This is a genomic window from Saccharopolyspora erythraea NRRL 2338, assembly GCF_000062885.1.
Classification (GTDB): Bacteria; Actinomycetota; Actinomycetes; order Mycobacteriales; family Pseudonocardiaceae; genus Saccharopolyspora_D; species Saccharopolyspora_D erythraea.
The window spans coordinates 2393063-2413023 of sequence record NC_009142.1; the positions used below are offsets into that span (position 1 = coordinate 2393063).

A 19961-nucleotide genomic window follows, 5' to 3' on the forward strand; every position below is an offset into this window, starting at 1 on the left:
CAGCGGCCCGGACGCGCCGGAGAAGAGATCTGTTCGCGATGGGCGAACACGCCCGGTCGCCCGCCCAGGGGCATGATCTCCCAGCAAGCGGCGTTGCGATGGATGCGGCCGACCGCGCCGGGCGGCGCCGGTGACGTGGAAAACGGGGGACGGCCGCGCACGCACCCACCCCCGTGGCCTAGTGTCGGAGGTGTCATGGCTCGTGTCATCCACGTCTTCCGCCAGCCCGACCGGTTCGTAGCAGGAACGGTCGGTGAGCCCGGCGAACGCGTTTTCTACCTCCAGGCGTCCGAGGACGTCCGCACCGTCAGCGTGCAGCTGGAGAAGCAGCAGGTCTCGGTCCTGGCCGAACGCATCGGCGCCCTCCTGGACGAGGTGCGCAGGCGCTTCGACGCCGAGCTGCCCGCCGAACCGCCCGAGGAACTGCTCGACACCGACCCGCTGCAGGTGCCGGTGGAGGAGGAGTTCCGCGTCGGCACGATGGGCCTGGGCTGGGACGCCGAGACCGAGGCGGTGGTGGTCGAGCTGCTGGCCGTCACCGACGAGGAGATAGACGAGTCGGTGGTGCTCGACGACACCGAGGAGGGCCCCGACGCGGTGCGGGTCTTCCTCAGCCCCGGGCACGCGCGGGCCTTCGCCGAACGCGCCGAGCGGGTCATCAACGCCGGTCGCAAGCCGTGTCCGCTGTGCGCGGAGCCGCTGGACCCCGCCGGGCACATCTGCCCGCGCCAGAACGGCTACCGCCGCTCGGACGAGGAATAGCCTCCGGTGCCCGCCGAGGGGGCCGGTGCTCGTGAGCTGTTGCGGCGGGGCCGGATCGAGGTGCAGGGACGGCTGGTCGAGGCGTCGAACGCGACGCTGTTCTGCGGCATCGAGCTCGACGGGCTGGCGGCCGAGTGCGTCTACAAGCCGGTTCGCGGCGAGCGCCCGCTGTGGGACTTCCCCGACGGCACGCTCGCCGGCCGGGAGATCGCCTCTCACCTGCTGTCGGAGTCCGGCGGGTGGGGGCTGGTGCCGCCGACGATCCTGCGCGACGGGCCGTTCGGGCCGGGCATGGTGCAGCTGTGGATCGACACGGAGGAGGACTCCGAGCTCGTCGACATCGTCGCCCCCGGCGAGGTGCCCGACGGCTGGCTGCCCGTGCTGCGGGCGCAGGACCACCACGGATCGCCGGTGGTGCTGGCCCACGCCGACCACGACTCGCTGCGCGGCATGGCGGTGCTGGACGCGGTGATCAACAACGCCGACCGCAAGGGCGGGCACATCCTGCACACCCCGGACGGCCGCGTGTTCGGTGTCGACCACGGGGTGAGCCTCAACGCCGACGACAAGCTGCGGACGGTGCTGTGGGGCTGGATCGGGCAGGACCTGCCCGATGCCGAGGTCGGACGCCTCAGCGAGCTGCGCGCCCTGCTGGAGGGCCCGCTGGCCCAGGACCTCGCCGAGCACATCACGCCGAAGGAAGTGCAGGCGGTGGTGCAGCGCATCGACCAGCTGCTGGAAGCCGGCGTCTTCCCGGCCCCGTCCGGGGAATGGCCCGCGATTCCCTGGCCGGCGTTCTGATGTCCGGTCCGGTCCGCCCGGCGCCGCATCCCGCCCGCGAGTGGCCCCCGAGCTTCGCCGACCGCCTCGCCGCGCCGCTGCCGCGCTTCCGCGACGTCATGCGGCTGATGTGGAGCGTGCCGTCGCGGGCGCCGCTGGGCGATGCCGACCGCATCCCGGTCCTGCGCACCGGTCTCCAGCCGGTGCGGTCCACCGACACCGCGCTGACCTGGGTCGGGCACGCCACCTACCTGGTGCGCACGGGAGGCGTCTCGGTGCTCACCGACCCGGTGTGGTCGACGCGGATTCCCGGTGTGCCGAGGAGGCTGACCCCACCCGGCGTGGCCTTCGGCGACCTGCCCGCCGGAACCGCGAGTGTTCCGGGCGACTACGGCGACGAGGAGGACTCCCAGCCGGTGGACGCCGTGGTGATCAGCCACAACCACTACGACCACCTCGACGCGCCGACCATCGCGAGGCTGCCGAGCTCGACGCCCGTGCTGGTCCCGGCCGGACTCGGCGACTGGTTCCGCCGCCGGCGCTTCAGCGAGGTCGTCGAGCTCGACTGGTGGGAGACCGCCGAGGTCGCGGGGCTGACCTTCGACTTCGTGCCCGCCCAGCACTGGAGCAGGCGCGGCGTGCGCGACACCTGCCGCAGCCTCTGGGGCGGCTGGGTGATCACCGGACCGGACGGGCGCCGCCTCTACCACGCGGGCGACAGCGGCTACGGCCCGCACTTCGCCGAGATCGGCCGCCGGCTGCCGGGCATCGACGTGGCGATGGTGCCGATCGGCGCCTACGCGCCGCGCTGGTTCATGCGTCCGGTGCACATGGACCCGGAGGAGGCCGTCCGCGCGGTGGCAGACCTCGGGGCCGCGCGCGCCGCCGGGATGCACTGGGGAACCTTCGCCCTGACCAGCGAGCCGGTGCTGGAACCGCTGACCCGGTTCCGCGCCGCGTGGCGCGAGGCCGGTCGCGACCCCGCGGAGCTGTGGGACCTCGCCATCGGCGAAACGCGAGTGCTGCCCGCGTAGCGGTTCGGGCATCCTGTGCCGATGTCCGGACTCCGACGAGATCCACTTCCGCTGCGCGGCCGCACGGCCCTGGTCACCGGTGTCAGCCGGCGGCGGGGCATCGGCCATGCGATCGCGCGCCGTCTCGCCGCCTACGGCGCGAACGTGTTCCTGCACCACTACCGCGCCCACGACGTCGAACAGCCGTGGGGCGCCGACGACATCGACGCCGTAGTGGCCGGGGTCGCCGACGAGCTCACCGACGGCGCACGCCTCGCTCACCTTGACGCCGACCTCGCCGAACCGGAGCAGCCGCGACGGGTGCTCGACGCCGCGGCAGCCGAGTTCGGCCACGTCGACGTCCTGGTGTGCAACCACGCGCTCAGCGGTTCGGACGGGGCGCTGGGCGAGCTGGACGCGGCGATGCTGGACCTGCACTGGGCCGTCAACACCCGGTCCTCGGTCCTGCTCGCGCAGGCGTTCGCCGCCGCGCACGACGGGCGCGACGGCGGCCGGATCGTCTTCATGACCTCCGGGCAGCGCCTCGGGCCGATGCCGGGGGAGGTCGCCTACGCGGCGGCCAAGGGCGCGCTCGCCGAGATCACCACGACGCTGGCCGACCAGCTCGCCGACGCGCGAATCACGCTCAACACCGTCAATCCGGGCCCTGTGGACACCGGCTACCTGGGCGAACGCGACTGGGAGTACGTGCGGCCGATGTTCCCGTCCGGCCGCTACGGCGAGCCCGACGACCCCGCCCGGCTGATCGCGTGGCTGGCGACCGACGAGGCCGGGTGGATCACCGGCCAGGTGATCAACACCGAGGGCGGCTTCGGGCGCTGGCGCCCCAGGGGAACACCTCAGACGTCTGAGGACTTCTGCTAGCGTCGCACCGGCATGATCAGGAGGTGCGGTGGTGGAGTCGCGGCGGTTGCGGCGCGGACCGGTGGTCCCCGAAGTCGAGCGGGCCCTTCGCGAACTGCTCGCCGAAGGTCGCTGGGCGGCGGGGGAGAAGATGCCGATGCTGGGCATGAGCGCCCGAGCCGACGCCCGGTGGCCGACCCTGTCCCAGGGCGAACGCGGCCGGGCCCTCATCGCGCGGGCGCTCATGCCGTGGCCGCGGCTCCTGCTGCTCGACGAACCCGCGACCGGCCTCGACCTCGCGGCACGCGAGCAGCTCGTGTCCAGCCTGGACACCCTGCGGCGCCAACACCCCGACCTGGCAACGGTTCTGGTGACCCACCACCTGGAGGAACTCCCGGCGACCACCACCCACGCCCTCCTGCTGCGCGAGGGCGAACGCCTCGCGGCAGGTCCCGTCGACGACGTCCTGACGACCGACCGCATCAGCGCCTGCTTCGACCACCCGGTGCTGATCAACCCCACCCCCGACGGCCGCTGGAGCGCCCGCACCCGCGCCGCGGCGTGAGGTTGTACCTCGCCCGCTGGCGATCGGGTGAGACGGTGATCACGGGTGGTGTTTCGTTGATCACTGCCTGCGCATCTCCGAGTGATGGTTAAAGTCCCTCCCCGACAAAGGCGACAGAAGGTGTTCCGGGGGGAGGGCCTGGTGAGTGGTCGCGTGCTGACCTTCGCGGGAATTTTGCCGGACGATGGGCTGGTCGGCCCATCGTCCGATGTGGATGAGTCGCTGGCGCTGGCGTTGGCCGAGGTGCGTGCTGGTGAGCTCGCCATGGGTGAGATCCCGCGCGTGTTGCGGGAGTCGATCGTCTTCGTCGAGCTGACCGGTGCCGGAGCCGCGCCGGAGCTGGCGGTGGTGAGCGCGGAAGGCATGGGGTGGGCGTTGGTGTTCTCGTCGTTGCCGCGCATGGCCGCTTTCTTCCGCTCTGCGCAGCGGGGCGGGGACAGGCTGCGTTACGGCAGGCTCAGCGGTGCTGAGCTGCTGGACGAGGTGTGGCCGCAGTTGCCCGCCGGCACGGGCCTGGTGCTGGATCCGGGCAGTGAGCACGTCGTGGCGATGCCGCCGTTCGCGGGGTTGGCCCCGGAGTCGGTCGCGGTGGAACGCGACCTGGTGGTGCCCGCGGTGGGCGCGGCCGCGCGTGGGGGGAAGGGCTGATGGGGTACGGGTTTTTCGCCGCGGATCTGCAGGCGATGCGCACGGCCGAGCAGGGTGTGCGGGATGCGGTCAAGGAGCTGGCGGAGATGTCCGGTGGCGGCGGGATCGGCGACGCGATGGGTGCCTCAGGGCACGGCCTGGTCCAGGAGTGCATGGACAACGCTCCGCGGATCGGCAGCGGCGGCATGTTGCCTGCGATGCTGATCGGGTTCGCCGACAAGTGGAGCTGGGGGACGCGCTTCCTCGTCGAGGACGGTGTGGCGGCGGCGGATGCGCTGGCCGAGGTCCGTGCGGAGTACCTGGCCACTGATCAGGCGGCGATCCGTGCTCTCGGGGGCGTGCACCAGGCGAGGCAGGGCTGAAGGTGGCGTGGACGAACACGTCCTCATTCTCAGAGGACATGAACTCGCTCGGTAGCGAGCTGAAGTACCTGGGGCAGGTCACCGGTCTGGTCGAGGAGGACCTGATCCCGGGTGATCCGGCGGTAGCCGAGGAGTTGGCGGCGCACCTGATGAAGCTGGGCGCGGCGTTCGAGAAGGCCGGCGAGGGTTTCAAGCGCATCGATGCCGGTGGTTGGGAGGGCAAGGCCGCCGACGCCGCGCGGGAGTACCTGACGGCCACGCTGCCGCCGCGGTGGCTGGCCGCTGCGGACGCGCACACCGAGGCGGGTACGGCGGTGCAGGACTACGCGCGGGTGCTGGCCGATGCCAAGGCGCGGGCGGAGCAGGCCAAGCAGGCGCTGGATCGGGCCAACGCCGAGAGTGAGAAGGCGCGTCTGGCGCACAACGCGGCAGTGGAGCGCTACAACGCCGATCCCGGTGCCGGTGCGGCGCCGCCGGAGTGCTCCGATCCGGGTGCGCAGGCGCGGGCCCAGGCCGAACGGGAGATCGCCGCGGCGAAGGCCGCGGTGGCCGATGCGGATCTGCGGGCGGCGCGGATCGTCGGGCGTGCGATGGAGGCCGCGCCGGCGGAGCCGGGGATGCTGGCACAGCTGGCCGCCAACGCCGAGGACTTGGTGCAAGGTCTGGGCGCGGGCGTCGGTTCGCTGGTCGGTGGCGCGGTCGATGCGGTGGTCGGCCTCGGCACCACGGTCGTCGGCGCGGTGGGCTTCATGACCACCTACGGCAACCCGGCGTGGACCATGACCCACCCACAGGAGTTCGCGCAGTTCAACGCCCAGGTCGACGGCCTGGTCAAGGCGGCCGCCACCGACCCGGCGGGATTCGGCTACCAGGTCGGCAAGACGATGCTCAACGTCGAGGGCTGGAAGAACGACCCGCTGCGCGCGGCCGGGGAGATGGTGCCGGATGCGGTCGGGTCGATCGTCGGCGGCGCGGGCATCGCCAGCCGCGTGGGCCGCAGCGTGGGCAAGGTCGGCGACGTCGCGGGCGACCTGGGCAAGACGGCGGGCCGGGTCGACGGGGTCCCCCGGCACACGCCCGAGCCCCCACCGCGCCCGCAACCGCCGGCGCCGCAGCCTCGTCCGGAGCCGCCCGCGCCGCAGCAACAGCCGCGTCCGGAGCATCCCTCCGCGCAGCCGCGGCAGCAAGCACCGTCCCCACAGCAGCCGTCGTCACCGACCACACCGTGGGGCGACTACAACGACCTGCCGCCCTCCACGGCACACCACGCACCCCCGGACACCACACCGTCCTGGGGGCAGCCGGAACCCAGCTACCCGACCCGCCCGGACGGCGGCTTCGGCCCGATGGGCAGCGCCCAGGAGGTCGTCGAACAGGCACCCCGTTACGCCGAGAAAGTCGACCGCACATCGCCTTGGCAGGGCGATTTCGACAACACTCCTTCGGGACCGCACGAACGGCCAACCACACCGACCACCGACCCACTCGACCGGATTCCCGAACCCGAGGTGCCGACCCACCGGAACGGCGACCACGAGAACGGACCGGACCAGCCGGGCCACCACGACGGCCACGATGATCCACCCGGGCACGGTCGTGACGACCCGTCGCCGCGCGGCGACGGCGATCGGCCAGGTGTCGACGAGCTGTTCCCGGAACCAGGGGCACCGTTCGACGAGGGACGCGCTCTGCACACGTTCAGGGAAGCGCTCGACGGCCAGTACGGAGACCTCACCGTCGCGGTGAAGGAGGTCAGCGGCAACGCGGGTTCGTACCGCATGGTCGCCGACATCCTCGATGCGAACGGACAGCCTGCGGGAACAGCGATCCGGGACTTCTACAGGCTCGACGACGGCGGCTTGTCGGTGACCCACAACAAGCTGGAGATCCACGACCCCGAGCTCCGCGGTTCGGGCTTCGCCGGCGAGTTCAACGGGAAGCTTGAGGACTGGTACCGCAAGTCCGGGGTCGAGGAGATCCGCCTCCAGGCCAACATCGATGTCGGCAGCTACGCGTGGGCGAGGCAAGGGTACGAGTTCGCCAACCACGCGCAAGCCGTCCAGCACATCCTGCCGAGGTTGCACGACGAGATCGCGCGTGCGGAGCGGGACCTCGCAGGTCTCCATGACCAGTTGAGACAGCCGGATGCGGAGCACGGTGTCCTTTCGAAGGCGATCGACCACCAAGAGAAGCTGCTGCGCAGTGCGCGCGAGATCGAGACGCGATTCCACGAAGGCTCGGACAAGTTCCCCACACCGTGGGAGATCAGCAACCTCGGTCGGCCCGAGGGGCTGAAACCCGGGGAGTCACGCGATCTGCGATGGCCTGGCAAGGACGTGTTGCAGGACCCGTCGGGTAGAGAAAACGTCATGTGGCATGGGGTGAAGAAGCTGTGAGGGATGAACGGGTCGCACCGAAGGGTATGCCCAAGGCGCTTCGTAGCCGGCTCAGCGGCAAGCTCTCCCGTTGGCACGCCGACTGGACCAAGCGCAACGAACACCAAGCGCAGTTCCAACCACAAGGCCGGAAAGAGGGCAGCGACTACAACCTCCACTACGTGGACATGGACGCCCCGTTGGAGGCCCAGATCGACTTCGATCGTCGAGCGGAGGAGATCTTCGGTTACGACCCGGACACTCGCCAGCCGCTTCCCGAGCCGGAGTACCAGGAGCGGTTCCGCGGTGCGCTCTTGGCAGCGGAGGCCGGGGATGCGCTGGGCCGTGCGGTCGATACCGGGGCGGTATACGAGCTGCCCTGGTCGCCGGACCTGGAGTTGAAGGGCGACAAGGTGCTCACCGAGTACGTCCTCGGGAACGACGTGGGTGGGTCGTCCGCGGTCACACAGCTGATGGCCTTCACCATGGAAGGGCTGATCAGGCTGGGCGTTCGGATGCGTGGGGAGTCGGGACCACCCACGCCCGTGATCCAGCACGCCATGCAGCGCTGGCTCCACACCCAGCGCTTCCCCACGGGACAGGGGTGGAACGTCAGCGGTGGCCCGTACGCCGCGCATGCACCGCAGCCCGACGGGTGGTTGGTGGCCACCGAGATCCTGTACAGGGACGGTGCCGCTGATCCGGCGACGGTCGTCGAGCTGGAGCGTTTCGCCGACACCGGCGAGCTGTCGTCATTGCGCCGACCGACGGCCCGAGCGCGCGGCTCCGCAGTGCTGCCCAGGGTCGCGGGTCTGGCGGCGTGTTCGAACGACGCCGACCCGGCCTTCTACGGCGCGGCGAACATCGCCGCGCTCACGCACACCAGCCGGGACGACTGCTTGGCGGCCGGTGCCCTCGCGGTGATCCTGCACCAGCAGATTCGCGACCAGCCCTTCTACGACTGCATCACCGCGGCCCAGGAGATTTTACGGCGACACCGCGGGGCCGAGCGGGTGCTGCGCAAGATCGATCTGGCGCTGACCATGAACCAGGAGTACTGGGTTCCCGCCTCGCGCCAGGACATGCGGAAGCCGTTCCCAGACGGCGGAAGCGACGGTGCCGAAGCGCTCGGGCTCGCTCTCTACTGCGCGATGGCCAGCGACTACGTGCGCGAGGCGTTGCAACTGGCCATGAACTACTCGGCGCACCGCTCGGTCGTGGGGGCGGTCACCGGGCTGCTCATCGGGGCGGAGTGCGGAGTGCGGGCGATACCGGCCGACCTGCGTGCCGCTGCGCCGCTCGCCGACGTCGTCGACACCTTGGCCGAGGACGAGATCGCCGAGTACAGCACGAACCCGCCTCGCGACGAGTCGTGGTTCCGCCGGTACCCAGGGTGGTGACCGCGGCTCAGCGGTGGTCGGCGACCACGAGGTCGCTGACGACAGCGGGGCGGTCGCCCGGCCAACGCCCCGCCGTGTCTCAGGTGTCCCGAGACCCAGGCTTCGCGCCGGCGCCTACCACCAGGGAAGTGCCGGCGATGCCGTCGAGAAGGACGGCCCAGAAGGCAAAGCCTGAGCGCACAGCGGGGGCGAGCCGCCCGCCCGCACCGGCAACGGTCTCAGTCCACCAATGCCTGGTACACGAGCTGGTGGAGCTGGGGGCGGATGGGGTGGGTGCTGGAGGGCAGGAGCTGGGTCAGGAACAGCACGGTGAGCTCCTCGGCCGGGTCGACCCAGAAGGCGGTGCTGGCGGCTCCGCCCCACGAGAACTCGCCTGCCGACGACAGCACCTTCGCCGCCGCCGGGTCGTCGATCACGGCGAAGCCGAGGCCGAAGCCCTTGCCCGCGTTGGCGACCTCCGAGAACGAGCCGAGGGCGATGGACTCCAGGTCGACGCCGCCCGGCAGGTGGTTGCGGGTCATGTACCGCAGGGTGCGGCTGCCGATCACGCGGGCGCCGTCGAGCTCGCCGCCGCGCAGCAGCATCTGCTGGAAGCGGTGGTAGTCGCGCGCCGTCGAGACCAGGCCCTGGCCGCCCGCCAGCACCCGCGGGGGCGTCGAGCCCACGCGGCCGAACCTGTCGTTGCGCACCGGGCGGCCCGCCGCGTCGGCGGTGTAGAGCGCCGCCAGCCGCTCCGCCTCCGACTCCGGCACGCTGAAACCGGTGTCGTGCATGCCCAGCGGTTCCAGGATGCGGGTGCGGAAGAACTCGTCCAGCGACTGCCCGGAGGCGACTTCGACCACGCGGCCCAGCACGTCGGTGGAGACGCCGTAGTTCCACGCCTGGCCGGGGTCGAACAGCAGGGGCATCGACGCCCACTCGTCGCAGCAGCCCTCCAGGTCGAGCGCGGGCGGGCTGCCCCACTCGAAACCGCCGTCCCGGTACATCTGGTCGACCGGGTGCAGGTTGTGGAAGCCGTAGGTCAGCCCGGAGGTGTGGGTGAGCAGGTGCCAGATCAGCATCGGCGCGGTCGCGGGCCGGGTTTCCGGCTTGCGCGCGGGACCACCCAGGTAGACCTGCTGGTCGGCGAAGGAGGGGATGAACGCGCTGACGGGATCGGTGAGCTCGAAGGCGCCTTCCTCGTAGAGCATCATCGCCGCGAGCGAGGTGATCGGCTTGGTCATCGAGTAGATGCGGAACAGGGTGTCGGTCTCGACCGGGAGCCCGGCCTCCACGTCGCGCCTGCCCTGCGTGGCCAGGTGCACGATCTTGCCGCGCCGGGCCACCAGCACCAGGTAACCGGGCAGCTTCTCCTCGTCGACGTAGCGGGTGAAGTGGCGGTCGATGCGCTTGAGCCGGGCGGCGTCGAACCCCAGCTCCGCGGGTTCGGCCTCGACGTGCAGTGGGCTCACGGCAGTCCTCCTCGCAGATGGCACCGCGGTCCTTTCTACCTTCAGCGCGAGCGCCGTGGCCAGACCGACCGGTACGCTCTTGCCCCGTGGACCTAGGAGACGACGAATTCCGCGACCACATCGCAGACACCCTGGCCGGTCTGCCCGGTGTGGAGGCGGTCGCGCTGGGCGGTTCCCGGGCCACCGGAACCCACCGCGCGGACAGCGACTGGGACTTCGCGATCTACTACCGCGGCGAGTTCGACCCGCAGGACCTGCGCGCCGTCGGCTGGCCGGGCGAGATCTCGCCGATCGGCGGCTGGGGCGGCGGGGTCTTCAACGGCGGTGCGTGGCTGGAGGTCGACTGCAGGCAGATCGACGTGCACTACCGCGACCTCGACGACGTCGAGCACCAGCTCGCCGAGGCGCGGGCCGGGCGCTTCCACGTCGAGTCGCTGATGTTCCACCTCGCGGGAATCCCGAGCTACCTGGTGGCCGCCGAACTCGCCATCAACCGGACGCTGCGCGGCGACCTGGAAAAACCGGAGTACCCGGACGCGTTGCGCAAGGCGGCCGCGCCGCGGTGGTGGGACTCGGCGCAGCTCACGCTGGGCTACGCGCGGGCCGCGTACGCCGAGCGCGGGCACCTGGCCGAGACGGTGGGCGCCATCGGGCAGGCGGCGTGCCAGGCCGCGCACGCGGCGCTGGCCGACCGGGGCGAGTGGATCACGAATGAGAAGAAGCTGCTGGAGCGCGCCGGACTCCGCGAGGTCGACGGCCTGGTGGCGGGCGTGACCACCGAGCCGGAGTCGCTGACCAAGGCGATCGACCAGGCCCTGGAGCTGTTCAACGACGTGGTCGCCGCGGACTAGTGTCGTGAGTCGTTAATTCGTTGGCAGTAGGCTGCGAGGGTTTGGAAGATTTCGTCGGCGGTCTTGGTCCAGACGAAGGGTGTGGGGTCGGCGTTCCAGGATTCGATCCAGGCGCGGACGTCTGCTTCGAGTTCGGTGACGCTGCGGTGGGCGGATCGGCGGAGTTTGCGGTTGGTCAGCTCGGCGAACCACCGTTCGACGAGGTTGAGCCAGGAGGCGCTCGTGGGGGTGAAGTGCACGTGGAAGCGCGGGTGGCGCAACAACCATTTCTTGATCACGGGTGTCTTGTGCGTCGCGTAGTTATCACAGATCAGGTGCAAGTCCAGTTCGGCGGGAGTGTTCTTGTCGATGGTCTTCAGGAATTTCAGGAACTCCTGATGGCGGTGCCGCCGGTAGTGCTGGCTGATGATGGATCCGGTGGCCACGTCCAGGGCGGCGAACAGGCTGGTGGTGCCGTGCCGGACATAGTCGTGGGTCATGCGCGCCGGGGTGGTGGGCATGACCGGCAGGATCGGCGCGGTGCGATCCAGAGCCTGTATCTGGGATTTCTCATCGACGCAGAGGACCAGGGCGTTTTCCGGTGGGTCCAGGTAGAGGCCGACGACGTCTCGGACCTTTTCCACGAACAGCGGATCGGTGCTGAGCTTCCAGGTCTGCACCAGGTGCGGCTTGAGCTCAAAAGCCCGCCAGATCCGGGAAATCGCCGTCTGCGACATCCCGACCGCGTTCGCCATCGAACGAGTCGACCAATGCGAGTCCTCGTTCGGCGGCGCCTCCTCCAGTGTCTTGGCGATCACGGTTTCGACCTGTTGGTCAGTGATCGTGCGCGGGGCACCCGGCCGGGGCTCGTCCGACAATCCCTCCAGGCGATCAGCGACAAAGCGGCGGCGCCACTTCGTCACCGTCGGAGGGGAAATCTGCAACTGCCGCGAGACGTCCATGTTGGACACTCCCTCGGCGCAGGCGAGCACGATCCGTGCCCGCAACGCCAACGCCTGCGCGGTTTTCGGGCGACGCGCCCACCTCTGAAGCGTCTCCCGTTCAGCGTCCGTCAACGCCAAATCGGGCAAACGCGGACCTCTACGACCCATCACCAAAACATACAACAAACTTCCAACTCAAGACACTGGGTCGTGTTCCAGAGGTGGCTTGCGTAGTGGGTCGCCTGGTGGCTGAGAACCCGCGGGTGGTCAGGCTGAGTCCCACACCGCAAGCGGCACCGCCGCTTGTGAAACAGAGCCCAGTCGCCCGTAGCGCCGCGGACAGCGCGCGTAGGAAAGCCGACAACGCACCCGGAAAGAGCCGGACCAGGCGCCCGGAAAGCCGCGGACAGGGCGCCCTGAAACGCTGACCAGCGAGTACAGCGGGCAAAGGGGTCTTTTGGGCTGCTGCAGCGACCCAAAGGACTTTCGGCCTCCGCCCACGGCCCGGCCTGCCCCGCCCACGGCTCGACGTCCACTACGCACTGTCGCGATCGTTCCGCCGCTGGTCGCGCAGCGTTGCCGGACCGCTTCCGCCGTCCCGAAATCCTTTCGCCGACGGCGGCGTCCGCGCGCTCGGAGAGGTAGCGTCGGGTGGGTGACGAGCATCCCGACCCCACCCCCGGGCCTCCCGCGAACCGCGGGGGAGCTGCGCTCCAGCGGCCACCTCCCGCGCAGCGTCAAGGCGGAGGTGCGCGGCAACCTGCTGACCGCGCTGCGCTCGGGGCGCACGGTCTGGCCCGGAATCGTCGGGTTCGACCAGACCGTGCTGCCGCAGCTGGAACGCGCCCTGATCGCCGGCCACGACGTGGTGCTGCTCGGCGAGCGCGGGCAGGGCAAGACCCGGCTGCTGCGCGGCCTCACCGAGCTGCTCGACGAATGGGCCCCGGTGATCGAGGGCTCCGAGCTGGACGAGCACCCGCTGGAGCCGATCACGCCGGTGTCGCTGCGGCGCGCGGCCGAGGAGGGCGACGACCTGCCGGTGGCGTGGCGCCACCGCAGCGAGCGCTACTCCGAGAAGCTGGCCACACCGGACACCGCGGTCGGCGACCTCATCGGTGACGTCGACCCGGTCAAGGTCGCCGAAGGCCGGTCGCTGGGCGACCCGGAGACCATCCACTTCGGACTCGTTCCCCGCGCGCACCGCGGCATCGTCACCATCAACGAGCTGCCCGACCTGGCCGAGCGCATCCAGGTCGCGCTGCTGAACGTGATGGAGGAGCGCGACATCCAGATCCGCGGCTACAGCCTGCGGTTGCCGCTGGACGTGCTGCTCGTGGCCACCGCAAACCCCGAGGACTACACCAACCGCGGACGCATCATCACACCGCTGAAGGACCGCTTCGGCGCCGAGATCCGCACCCACTACCCGCTGGACCTGGAAGACGAGATCTCGCTGGTCCGCCAGGAGGCGGTGCTCGAGGCCGAGGTCGGCGACCACCTGCTGGAGGTGCTGGCGCGCTTCGTCGGTCACCTGCGGGAGTCCCCGGCGGTCGACCAGCGATCCGGCGTCTCGGCCCGCTTCGCCATCGCCGCCGCCGAGACCGTCTCCGCCGCAGCCGTGCACCGCAGCGCGCTCATCGGTGAGGAGCCCGCGGTGGCGCGGCCGGTGGACCTCGACGCCGTGCCCGCGGTGCTGCGCGGCAAGATCGAGTTCGAGGCCGGCGAGGAGGGCCGGGAGGACGAACTGCTCGGCTACCTGCTGCGCCGCTCGGTGGCCGACACCGCGCGCTCCGCGTTCGCCGGGCTCGACCTGCAGTCGCTGGCCGACACCGTCGTCGACGGCCACCAGGTCGCCACCGGGGAGCGGATCGCGGCCCGCGACGTGCTCACCGCGCTGCCGGAGCTGCCGGTCCTGCACCAGGTCGCCGAGCGCCTGGACGTGCGCGCCGGCGACCCGCCGGGCCGCATCGCCAGCGCCGTCGAGCTCGCGCTGGAGTCGCTGTACCTGTCCAAGCGGCTGAGCAAGGACGTCGAGGACGACAGGTCGGTGTACGGGCGATGAGCCGTCCGCCTCGCCGCTACAGCTACCGCGCCTGGCACGGGGGCGCCGATCCGCTGGAACCGCCGGTGGACCTGCGTTCCGCGCTCGACGCGATCGGCCGCGAGGTGATGGAGGGCGCGTCGCCCCGCTCGGCGCTGGAAGAGCTGCTGCGCACCGGAACGCGCGAGACCAGCGGACTGGACGAGCTGACGCGGTGCCTGTGGCAGCGCCGCAGCGAGTTGCAGCGCAGGCACAACCTCGACGGCACGCTCAACGAGGTCCGCAGGCTGCTCGACCGCGCGGTTTCCCAGGAGCGCCAGGCGCTTTCGACCGAACGGAGCGAGGACGCGCGCTTCCGCGAGATGCAGATGGACGCGCTGCCGCCCGACACCGCCGGCGCGGTTTCGGAGCTGTCGCAGTACGACTGGCGTTCGCAGGACGCGCGCGAGACGTTCGAGGAGATCCGAAACCTGCTCGGAAGCGAAATCCTCGAACAGCGCTTGCAGGGCATGAAGCAGGCGCTGGAGCAGACCACGCCGGAGTACGTCGAGCGCGTCCGCCGGATGCTCGACGACCTCAACGACCTGCTCGCCGCGCACGCCCGCGGTGACGACACCCGCGAGCAGTTCGAGCGGTTCATGGCCGAGCACGGCGATTTCTTCCCCGAGCAGCCGCGCAACGTCGACGAGCTGATCGACGCGCTCGCGGCGCGTTCGGCCGCCGCGCAACGGATGCTGAACTCGATGAGCGAGCAGCAGCGCGCCGAACTCGCGCAGCTCTCGCAGCAGGCCTTCGGAGATCCGCGCATCGGACAGGCGTTGCAGCGGATGGACGCCCAGCTCCGCGGTCTTCGCCCCGGGGAGAACTGGTCCGGCCGGGCCAGGTTCCGGGGTGACGAGCCGCTGGGGCTCGGCGAGGCCACCGCCGCGATGGCCGAACTGGGTGAGCTGGACCGGCTCGCCGAACAGCTCGGCCAGTCCTATCCGGGCGCGCGTCTGGAGGACATCGACCTGGAGGCGCTGGAACGCCAACTGGGGCCGCAGGCCGTCGTGGACGCGCAACGGCTGTCGGAGATCGAGCGGCAGTTGCGGCAGCACGGGATGCTGGAGCGCGCCTCCGACGGCAGCCTGCGCCTGACCCCGCGCGCGATGCGCAGGCTCGGGGAAACCGCGCTGCGGTCGGTGATCTCCAGCCTTCGGTCGCGACGAGGCGAACGCGACACCGACCGGGCCGGTGCGGCGGGGGAGCCGACCGGGACGACGCGCCCGTGGGAGTTCGGCGACTCCGAGCCGTGGGACTCCGGCCGGACGGTGCGCAATGCAGTGCTGCGCCGCGCGGCCGAAGGCCCGTCGTCGCCGATGCTGGACATCGCCGACCTCGAGGTGGCCGAGACCGAGCAGCGCTCGCGGGCGGCGGTCGCGCTGTGCGTGGACACGTCGTGGTCGATGGTGCAGGACGGGCGCTGGGTGCCGATGAAGCGGACGGCGCTCGCGCTGCACCACCTCGTCGCCACCCGCTACCGCTCGGATGCGTTGCGACTGGTGACGTTCGGGCGCTACGCGTCCACTGTGGATGTCGGTGAGCTGGCGGCGCTGGAAGGAACCTGGGAGCAGGGCACCAACCTGCACCACGCCTTGCTGCTGGCGGGTCGGCACCTGCGCCGGAACCCCGACGCGCAGCCGGTGGTGCTCGTGGTGACCGACGGCGAACCCACCGCGCACCTGGAACCCGACGGCGAGGCCGTTTTCCAGTACCCGCCCACGCCGCGCACCCTGTCGGCGACGTTGTCCGAAGTGGACTCGCTGAGCAGGCTGGGCGCGTCGCTGAGCGTCTTCATGCTCGGCGACGACCCGAGGCTGGAGGCGTTCGTGGACATCGTCGCCCGCCGGGGCGGGGGTCGCGTGGTGGCTCCGACCCCTGACGGCCTCGGCGCCGCCGTCGTCGGCGACTACCTGCGCAGCAAACGCCGCCGCTAGCTCTCCGCGGGGGACCGGTTGCTCCTGGTTCGTGGCCGATCGCGCTACTAGCCTCAGCCGTCGACTGAGGGGAGCGCGAAAGCGCACGACATCGACAACTTTCCGCATCTGTGGGGACCTGGAGGTGCGGCGGCTCGGATTCGGAGCCATGCAGTTGCCCATCGAGGCGGGCGCAGCCCGCGAGACATCTCTCGCGGTTGCCCGGCGGGCCGTCGAACTGGGTGTCACGCTCATCGACACCGCGCACATGTACGGCGGGGGAGCGGACGAAGAACTCCTCGCCGAGGCCCTGCATCCCTATCCGGATGGGCTGCTCGTCACCACCAAGGTCGGGGTCGCGCGATCGGGGCCTTCAGGCGAGTGGAGGCTCGACGGGCGGCCGGTCGTCCTGTGTGACCAGGTGGAACAGGCACTGCGGCGACTGCGCGTCGAGCGTCTCGAACTGCTCCAGTTGCACCGCGTCGACCCCCGAGACATCGCTGGCCGACCAGCTCGGCGCGCTGCGGCACCTCCAGGCCGAAGGCAAGATCGGCAGGATCGGCCTGTCCGAGGTCACCGTCGACGAACTCCGCCAAGCGGGGGAGATCGTCGACCTCGCGAGCGTGCAGAACCGCTACAACCTGCTCGACCGCGAGCACGAGCCGGTGCTCGCGGCCTGCGAGGAGGCGGGATCGCGTTCCTGCCGTGGCGTCCTGTCGCCTGGGGGGAATCCGGCACGAGGGCCGGGGTCGCCGCAGTGGCGGCCGAGTTCGAAGCCACGCCGACGCAGGTCGCGCTCGCCTGGCTCCTCGACCACTCGCCGGTCATCCTCCCGACCCCGGGACCGCTCGGGTCGATTACTTGGAGGAGAACCTCGCCGCGGAACGACTCCAGCTGACCCGGGCCCACCGCGAACGCCTCGACCAAATTCCCGACCTGGCACAGGGCACGCCGTCATACCGCTAGGGCCAGACCAGCCGTACGTCGGCGCAGCGGGAGAAGAACCGCGCCGCGCGGTCGGCGGAGCGGAAGGCGCCCCTGTTGCGCCCGTCCAGCGCGACGACCTCAGCGCGGTCGTCGAACGACAACCCCCACGCGAACACCTCGCCCGCGAGGACCTCGCCCTCGCCCTCGGCGTCGTCGCGTTCCAGCTCGCATAGCGCGAACAACCTTGGCGCGCAACGGATCTGCGACTCCAGCACGGCGAACTCGTCGGGCCTGGGCGTCCAGTCGGCGACGTCTCCGGACATTGGAACCTCCTAGCTGAATCGGTCAGTGCATCGCCAAAGCTAGCGCGATACGTATCGGTTCCGGTATCGCTCAATAGGCTGGTGTGACCGTCCGTGTCCGTCCCTGGAACCATTCGTGATGGCCGAGACCGAGGAGGTGTCCTGATGGCAGGACGGAACGACCCGTCCGCGCTGCGCTGGCTGATCGGCGTGGAGCTGGCCGCGTACCGGCGACAGGCGGGGCTGACGCTCGCCGAGCTGTCGGAGGCGACCGGGATCACCAAACCGAAGCTCGGGCACATGGAGATGGGCCGGTACCAGCAGAATCCGGACGACATCGCCAACGTGCTGCGCGCGTGCGGGACCGATGAGCGCACCGTCGACCGCCTGTCCTCGCTGAGCGGCAGATCGGACTCGAAGTCGTGGTGGGCGCCGTGGGCGCACGTCGTACCGGACTGGCTGAAGACCTTCGTGGGACTCGAAGGGCTCGCCGAGTCGGAGTTCGTGTACCAGCCGATGGTTCTGCCCGGTCTGATGCAGACGGAGGAGTACGCCCATGCGTTGACCGCGGCTACGGATTTCGTGCGGCAGAACCACAACGAACGCTTCGTGTCCTTCCGGCTTGCACGCGCGAGACGGCTCAACGATCCAGATCCGTTGCGGCTGCACGCCGTCGTCGGTGAGGCGGCCCTGCGTCTCGCGGTCGGTACGCCCGAGATGCGGTTCGCCCAATACGAGAGACTGCTCGAACTCGCTGACCAGCCCAACATCACGTTGCAGGTGCTGCGGCCGGAGTGCGGGCCGCACGACGCGGGAGGCACCGGCCAGTTCGTGGTGCTGCACTTCGACGAGGCGCGGCCGATCGCGTACACCGAGCAGCTCGACGGAGCCGTATACGTACAGGACCCGGATGACGTTCGGACCTATACACTGGCGGCGGAGAATCTGCAGCACGTCGCGCTGGAGCCGGCTGAATCCGTAGCGCTGGTGAAGGCGCTGATGGCCGAGTAGTAGCCGGAGGCACGCCGTGTCCGCCCCGAACGTCGACGCCCATGTGTGGAGAAAGTCCAGCTACAGCGCCAACAACGGAGAGTGCGTCGAGGTGGCGTTCGCGCTCGCGGCGCCGGATGTGGCTTGGGAGAAATCCAGCTACAGCAGCAACGGTTCGGACTGCGTCGAGATCGCCGTCGGCGGCTCCGCCGTCGGGGCGCGGGACTCCAAGGACCCCGCGGGCCCGGCGCTCTGGTTCCCCGCGCCGCGATGGGGCCGGTTCGTGTCCGACCTGAAGGCCGGGCGGTTCGACGCGGCATGAGCGATCCGCTGCGCGAGCTGCGCTCGCTGCGCGCCACGCGCTGGTTCACCGACGCCGAGGTCTCCGACGAGGACCTGCGCCGCATCCTCGACACCGCGCGCTGGACGGGTTCGGCTCGCAACCGGCAGCCGTGGCGCTTCCACACCGTCCGGGACGCGGCGACGCGCGAGGAGCTGAGCACGTGTGGTGCCTACGCCCTGCACGTGCGCACCGCGCCCGTCGTGGTGCTGCTGGCCCTGGACCGCAGCGGCGCCGACGCGGAGTTCGACGGCGGCCGGGTCGCGCAGACCGCCATGCTCGCCGCCCAGCGGCTCGGCCTCGGCTCGTGCCCGGTCACCTTCTTCCCCGAGGACAACGCCGAGCGGGTCACCGCACTGGCCGGGTTCGCCCCGCCGTGGCAGGTGCGCACCGGCATCGCCCTCGGCCATCCCGCGCCCAGGCCGAGCGGAACCTCCGCGATCCGGACCGGCCGCCTCCCGCTGACGTCGCTGTGGACCCGCGACGTCACTGACCCGGCGCGAAGGCGCTGATCACCTGCGGGTTCTCGTCGGCCCACTTGCGGGCGGCCGCCGCCTCCTGGCCCTTGGGGGCGCTGTTGACGGCGTTCTCCAGCGACGACAGGGTCTGGTCGTCGAGCCTGAACTTCTTGACCATCTCGGTGACCTGCGGGAAGTCCTGGCTGAACCCCGCGCGTCCGACCGAGTGGATCTCCTCGGCCTGGCCCATCGCACCCAGCGGGTCCTGCAGGTCCTTGATCGGGTAGCGCGCGTAGGCCCAGTGCGGGTGCCAGAGGGTCACCACGATCGGCTTATGCTCGTTGATCGCCTTCTCCAGCGACGCTAGCATCGCGGTGGTCGACGACGTCTGCAGCGTGTAGTCGAGCTGGTACTGCGGGATGGCGTTGTTCTTGGTGATCCTGCTCAGCCCCGCACCCGGGTCGATGCCGGTGATCACCCCGCCGAACTGCCCCGAGCGGCCCTTGAGGTCGGCGATGGAGTTGATGTCGGTCAGGTAGTTGGGCACCGCGATGTTCAGCGTGGCCTGGTCGTACCAGACTCCGAGGTCCTCGATCTGCCCGCTGTACTGCTTCCAGTAGTCGGAGTGGGTCTCGGGCAGCCAGGCGTCGAGGAACAGGTCGATGTTGCCCTGGGCCAGCCCCGCGTAGACCGGTCCGGCCTCCAGCTCCGTGGTCGTCACCTGGTAGCCCTGCTCCTCCAGCAGCACCTTGAACAGGTTGGTGACCGCGATGTCCTCGTCCCAAGCGATGTAGCCGATGGTGATCCGCTTGGCCTCCTGGCCGGTCTCGGCCTGGCGTCCGCCGCACCCGGCGGCCACCAGCACCAGCGCGCACAGCGCGGCGAGCAGGGCGGTGAGCCTGTGTGCTCGTGTTCTCATCAACATGGCGTTGCGCCTTTCTGTGCTTCGGGCCG

19 protein-coding genes and 2 pseudogenes are annotated in these 19961 nt (G+C 70.5%); 17 read left to right on the top strand and 4 right to left on the bottom strand.

Annotation, left to right across the window (positions count from 1 at the left end):
- The first annotated feature begins 195 nt into the window (after positions 1–195).
- From SACE_RS10770 to SACE_RS10810, 9 genes are all read left to right on the top strand, one after another.
- Positions 196–762 (top strand): DUF3090 domain-containing protein, encoded by a 567-nt coding sequence (locus SACE_RS10770; protein WP_009942921.1) that lies wholly within the window; start codon positions 196–198, stop codon positions 760–762.
- Between the two features lie 6 nt (positions 763–768).
- A complete protein-coding gene (locus tag SACE_RS10775) occupies positions 769–1563 on the top strand; it encodes an SCO1664 family protein (RefSeq protein WP_009942920.1) in 795 nt (264 codons plus the stop codon).
- Complete coding sequence (locus SACE_RS10780) at positions 1533–2576, top strand: MBL fold metallo-hydrolase (protein WP_009942919.1); 1044 nt, start codon at positions 1533–1535, stop codon at positions 2574–2576. Before SACE_RS10775 ends, SACE_RS10780 begins: the two co-directional genes overlap by 31 nt.
- Before the next feature lie 21 nt (positions 2577–2597).
- Positions 2598–3440: an SDR family oxidoreductase gene (locus SACE_RS10785; protein WP_009942918.1), complete on the top strand. Its 843-nt coding sequence runs from the start codon at positions 2598–2600 to the stop codon at positions 3438–3440.
- 28 nt (positions 3441–3468) lie between these two features.
- Positions 3469–3984: an ATP-binding cassette domain-containing protein gene (locus SACE_RS10790; RefSeq protein ID WP_009942917.1), complete on the top strand. Its 516-nt coding sequence runs from the start codon at positions 3469–3471 to the stop codon at positions 3982–3984.
- Positions 3985–4125: 141 nt separating this feature from the next.
- Positions 4126–4632 (top strand): SseB family protein, encoded by a 507-nt coding sequence (locus tag SACE_RS10795; protein WP_011873600.1) that lies wholly within the window; start codon positions 4126–4128, stop codon positions 4630–4632.
- On the top strand, positions 4632–4994 hold the full coding sequence (locus tag SACE_RS10800) for a hypothetical protein (protein ID WP_009942915.1): 363 nt from the start codon (positions 4632–4634) through the stop codon (positions 4992–4994). The genes SACE_RS10795 and SACE_RS10800 overlap by 1 nt, the downstream gene beginning before the upstream one ends.
- Positions 4995–5032: 38 nt before the next feature.
- Positions 5033–7390, top strand: coding sequence for a putative T7SS-secreted protein (locus SACE_RS10805; RefSeq protein WP_009942913.1), 2358 nt, complete (start codon positions 5033–5035; stop codon positions 7388–7390).
- Positions 7387–8769 carry an ADP-ribosylglycohydrolase family protein gene (locus SACE_RS10810; RefSeq protein ID WP_231849970.1) on the top strand — a complete coding sequence of 461 codons (1383 nt, stop codon included), beginning with the start codon at positions 7387–7389 and terminating at the stop codon, positions 8767–8769. The genes SACE_RS10805 and SACE_RS10810 overlap by 4 nt, the downstream gene beginning before the upstream one ends.
- A gap of 218 nt (positions 8770–8987) precedes the next feature.
- On the opposite strand, the gene SACE_RS10815 is transcribed toward SACE_RS10810, so the two are convergent.
- Positions 8988–10220, bottom strand: coding sequence for a serine hydrolase domain-containing protein (locus SACE_RS10815; RefSeq protein WP_009942911.1), 1233 nt, complete (start codon positions 10218–10220; stop codon positions 8988–8990).
- A gap of 86 nt (positions 10221–10306) precedes the next feature.
- Between SACE_RS10815 and SACE_RS10820 the strand changes: the two genes are divergently transcribed.
- Positions 10307–11071, top strand: a complete 765-nt coding sequence (locus SACE_RS10820) for a nucleotidyltransferase domain-containing protein (RefSeq protein ID WP_009942910.1) — start codon at positions 10307–10309, stop codon at positions 11069–11071.
- On the opposite strand, the gene SACE_RS10825 is transcribed toward SACE_RS10820, so the two are convergent.
- Complete coding sequence (locus tag SACE_RS10825; RefSeq protein ID WP_011873748.1) at positions 11068–12162, bottom strand: IS630 family transposase; 1095 nt, start codon at positions 12160–12162, stop codon at positions 11068–11070. The genes SACE_RS10820 and SACE_RS10825 overlap by 4 nt on opposite strands.
- A 496-nt stretch (positions 12163–12658) precedes the next feature.
- Here SACE_RS10825 and SACE_RS10830 point away from each other — a divergent pair, with 496 nt between their 5' ends.
- The 4 genes and pseudogenes from SACE_RS10830 to SACE_RS39915 form a co-directional block, all read left to right on the top strand.
- A complete protein-coding gene (locus tag SACE_RS10830; RefSeq protein ID WP_372491176.1) occupies positions 12659–14056 on the top strand; it encodes an ATP-binding protein in 1398 nt (465 codons plus the stop codon).
- Entirely contained in the window at positions 14053–16011 is a 1959-nt protein-coding gene (locus SACE_RS10835; protein WP_009945948.1) for a vWA domain-containing protein, read from the top strand. Before SACE_RS10830 ends, SACE_RS10835 begins: the two co-directional genes overlap by 4 nt.
- Positions 16012–16159: 148 nt before the next feature.
- A pseudogene (locus SACE_RS39910) lies at positions 16160–16414 on the top strand (aldo/keto reductase); the annotation flags it as partial.
- Positions 16317–16622, top strand: a pseudogene (locus SACE_RS39915) (aldo/keto reductase); the annotation flags it as partial. The pseudogenes SACE_RS39910 and SACE_RS39915, both read left to right, overlap by 98 nt.
- A gap of 330 nt (positions 16623–16952) precedes the next feature.
- Here the strand turns inward: SACE_RS39915 and SACE_RS10845 are convergent.
- Entirely contained in the window at positions 16953–17240 is a 288-nt protein-coding gene (locus tag SACE_RS10845; protein WP_011873603.1) for a hypothetical protein, read from the bottom strand.
- A 144-nt stretch (positions 17241–17384) separates the two neighbouring features.
- Between SACE_RS10845 and SACE_RS10850 the strand changes: the two genes are divergently transcribed.
- The 3 genes from SACE_RS10850 to SACE_RS10860 are packed head-to-tail and all read left to right on the top strand — an operon-like array spanning position 17385 to position 19061.
- Positions 17385–18230: a helix-turn-helix domain-containing protein gene (locus SACE_RS10850; RefSeq protein ID WP_009945947.1), complete on the top strand. Its 846-nt coding sequence runs from the start codon at positions 17385–17387 to the stop codon at positions 18228–18230.
- A gap of 16 nt (positions 18231–18246) precedes the next feature.
- A complete protein-coding gene (locus tag SACE_RS10855) occupies positions 18247–18531 on the top strand; it encodes a DUF397 domain-containing protein (protein ID WP_009945946.1) in 285 nt (94 codons plus the stop codon).
- Complete coding sequence (locus SACE_RS10860) at positions 18528–19061, top strand: nitroreductase family protein (RefSeq protein WP_009945945.1); 534 nt, start codon at positions 18528–18530, stop codon at positions 19059–19061. The genes SACE_RS10855 and SACE_RS10860 overlap by 4 nt, the downstream gene beginning before the upstream one ends.
- Here SACE_RS10860 and SACE_RS10865 read toward each other — a convergent pair.
- The gene (locus SACE_RS10865; RefSeq protein ID WP_037304389.1) at positions 19036–19926 is read right to left on the bottom strand and encodes a glycine betaine ABC transporter substrate-binding protein; all 891 of its coding nucleotides are present in this window, start codon (positions 19924–19926) and stop codon (positions 19036–19038) included. The genes SACE_RS10860 and SACE_RS10865 overlap by 26 nt on opposite strands.
- Positions 19927–19961: the final 35 nt, after the last annotated feature.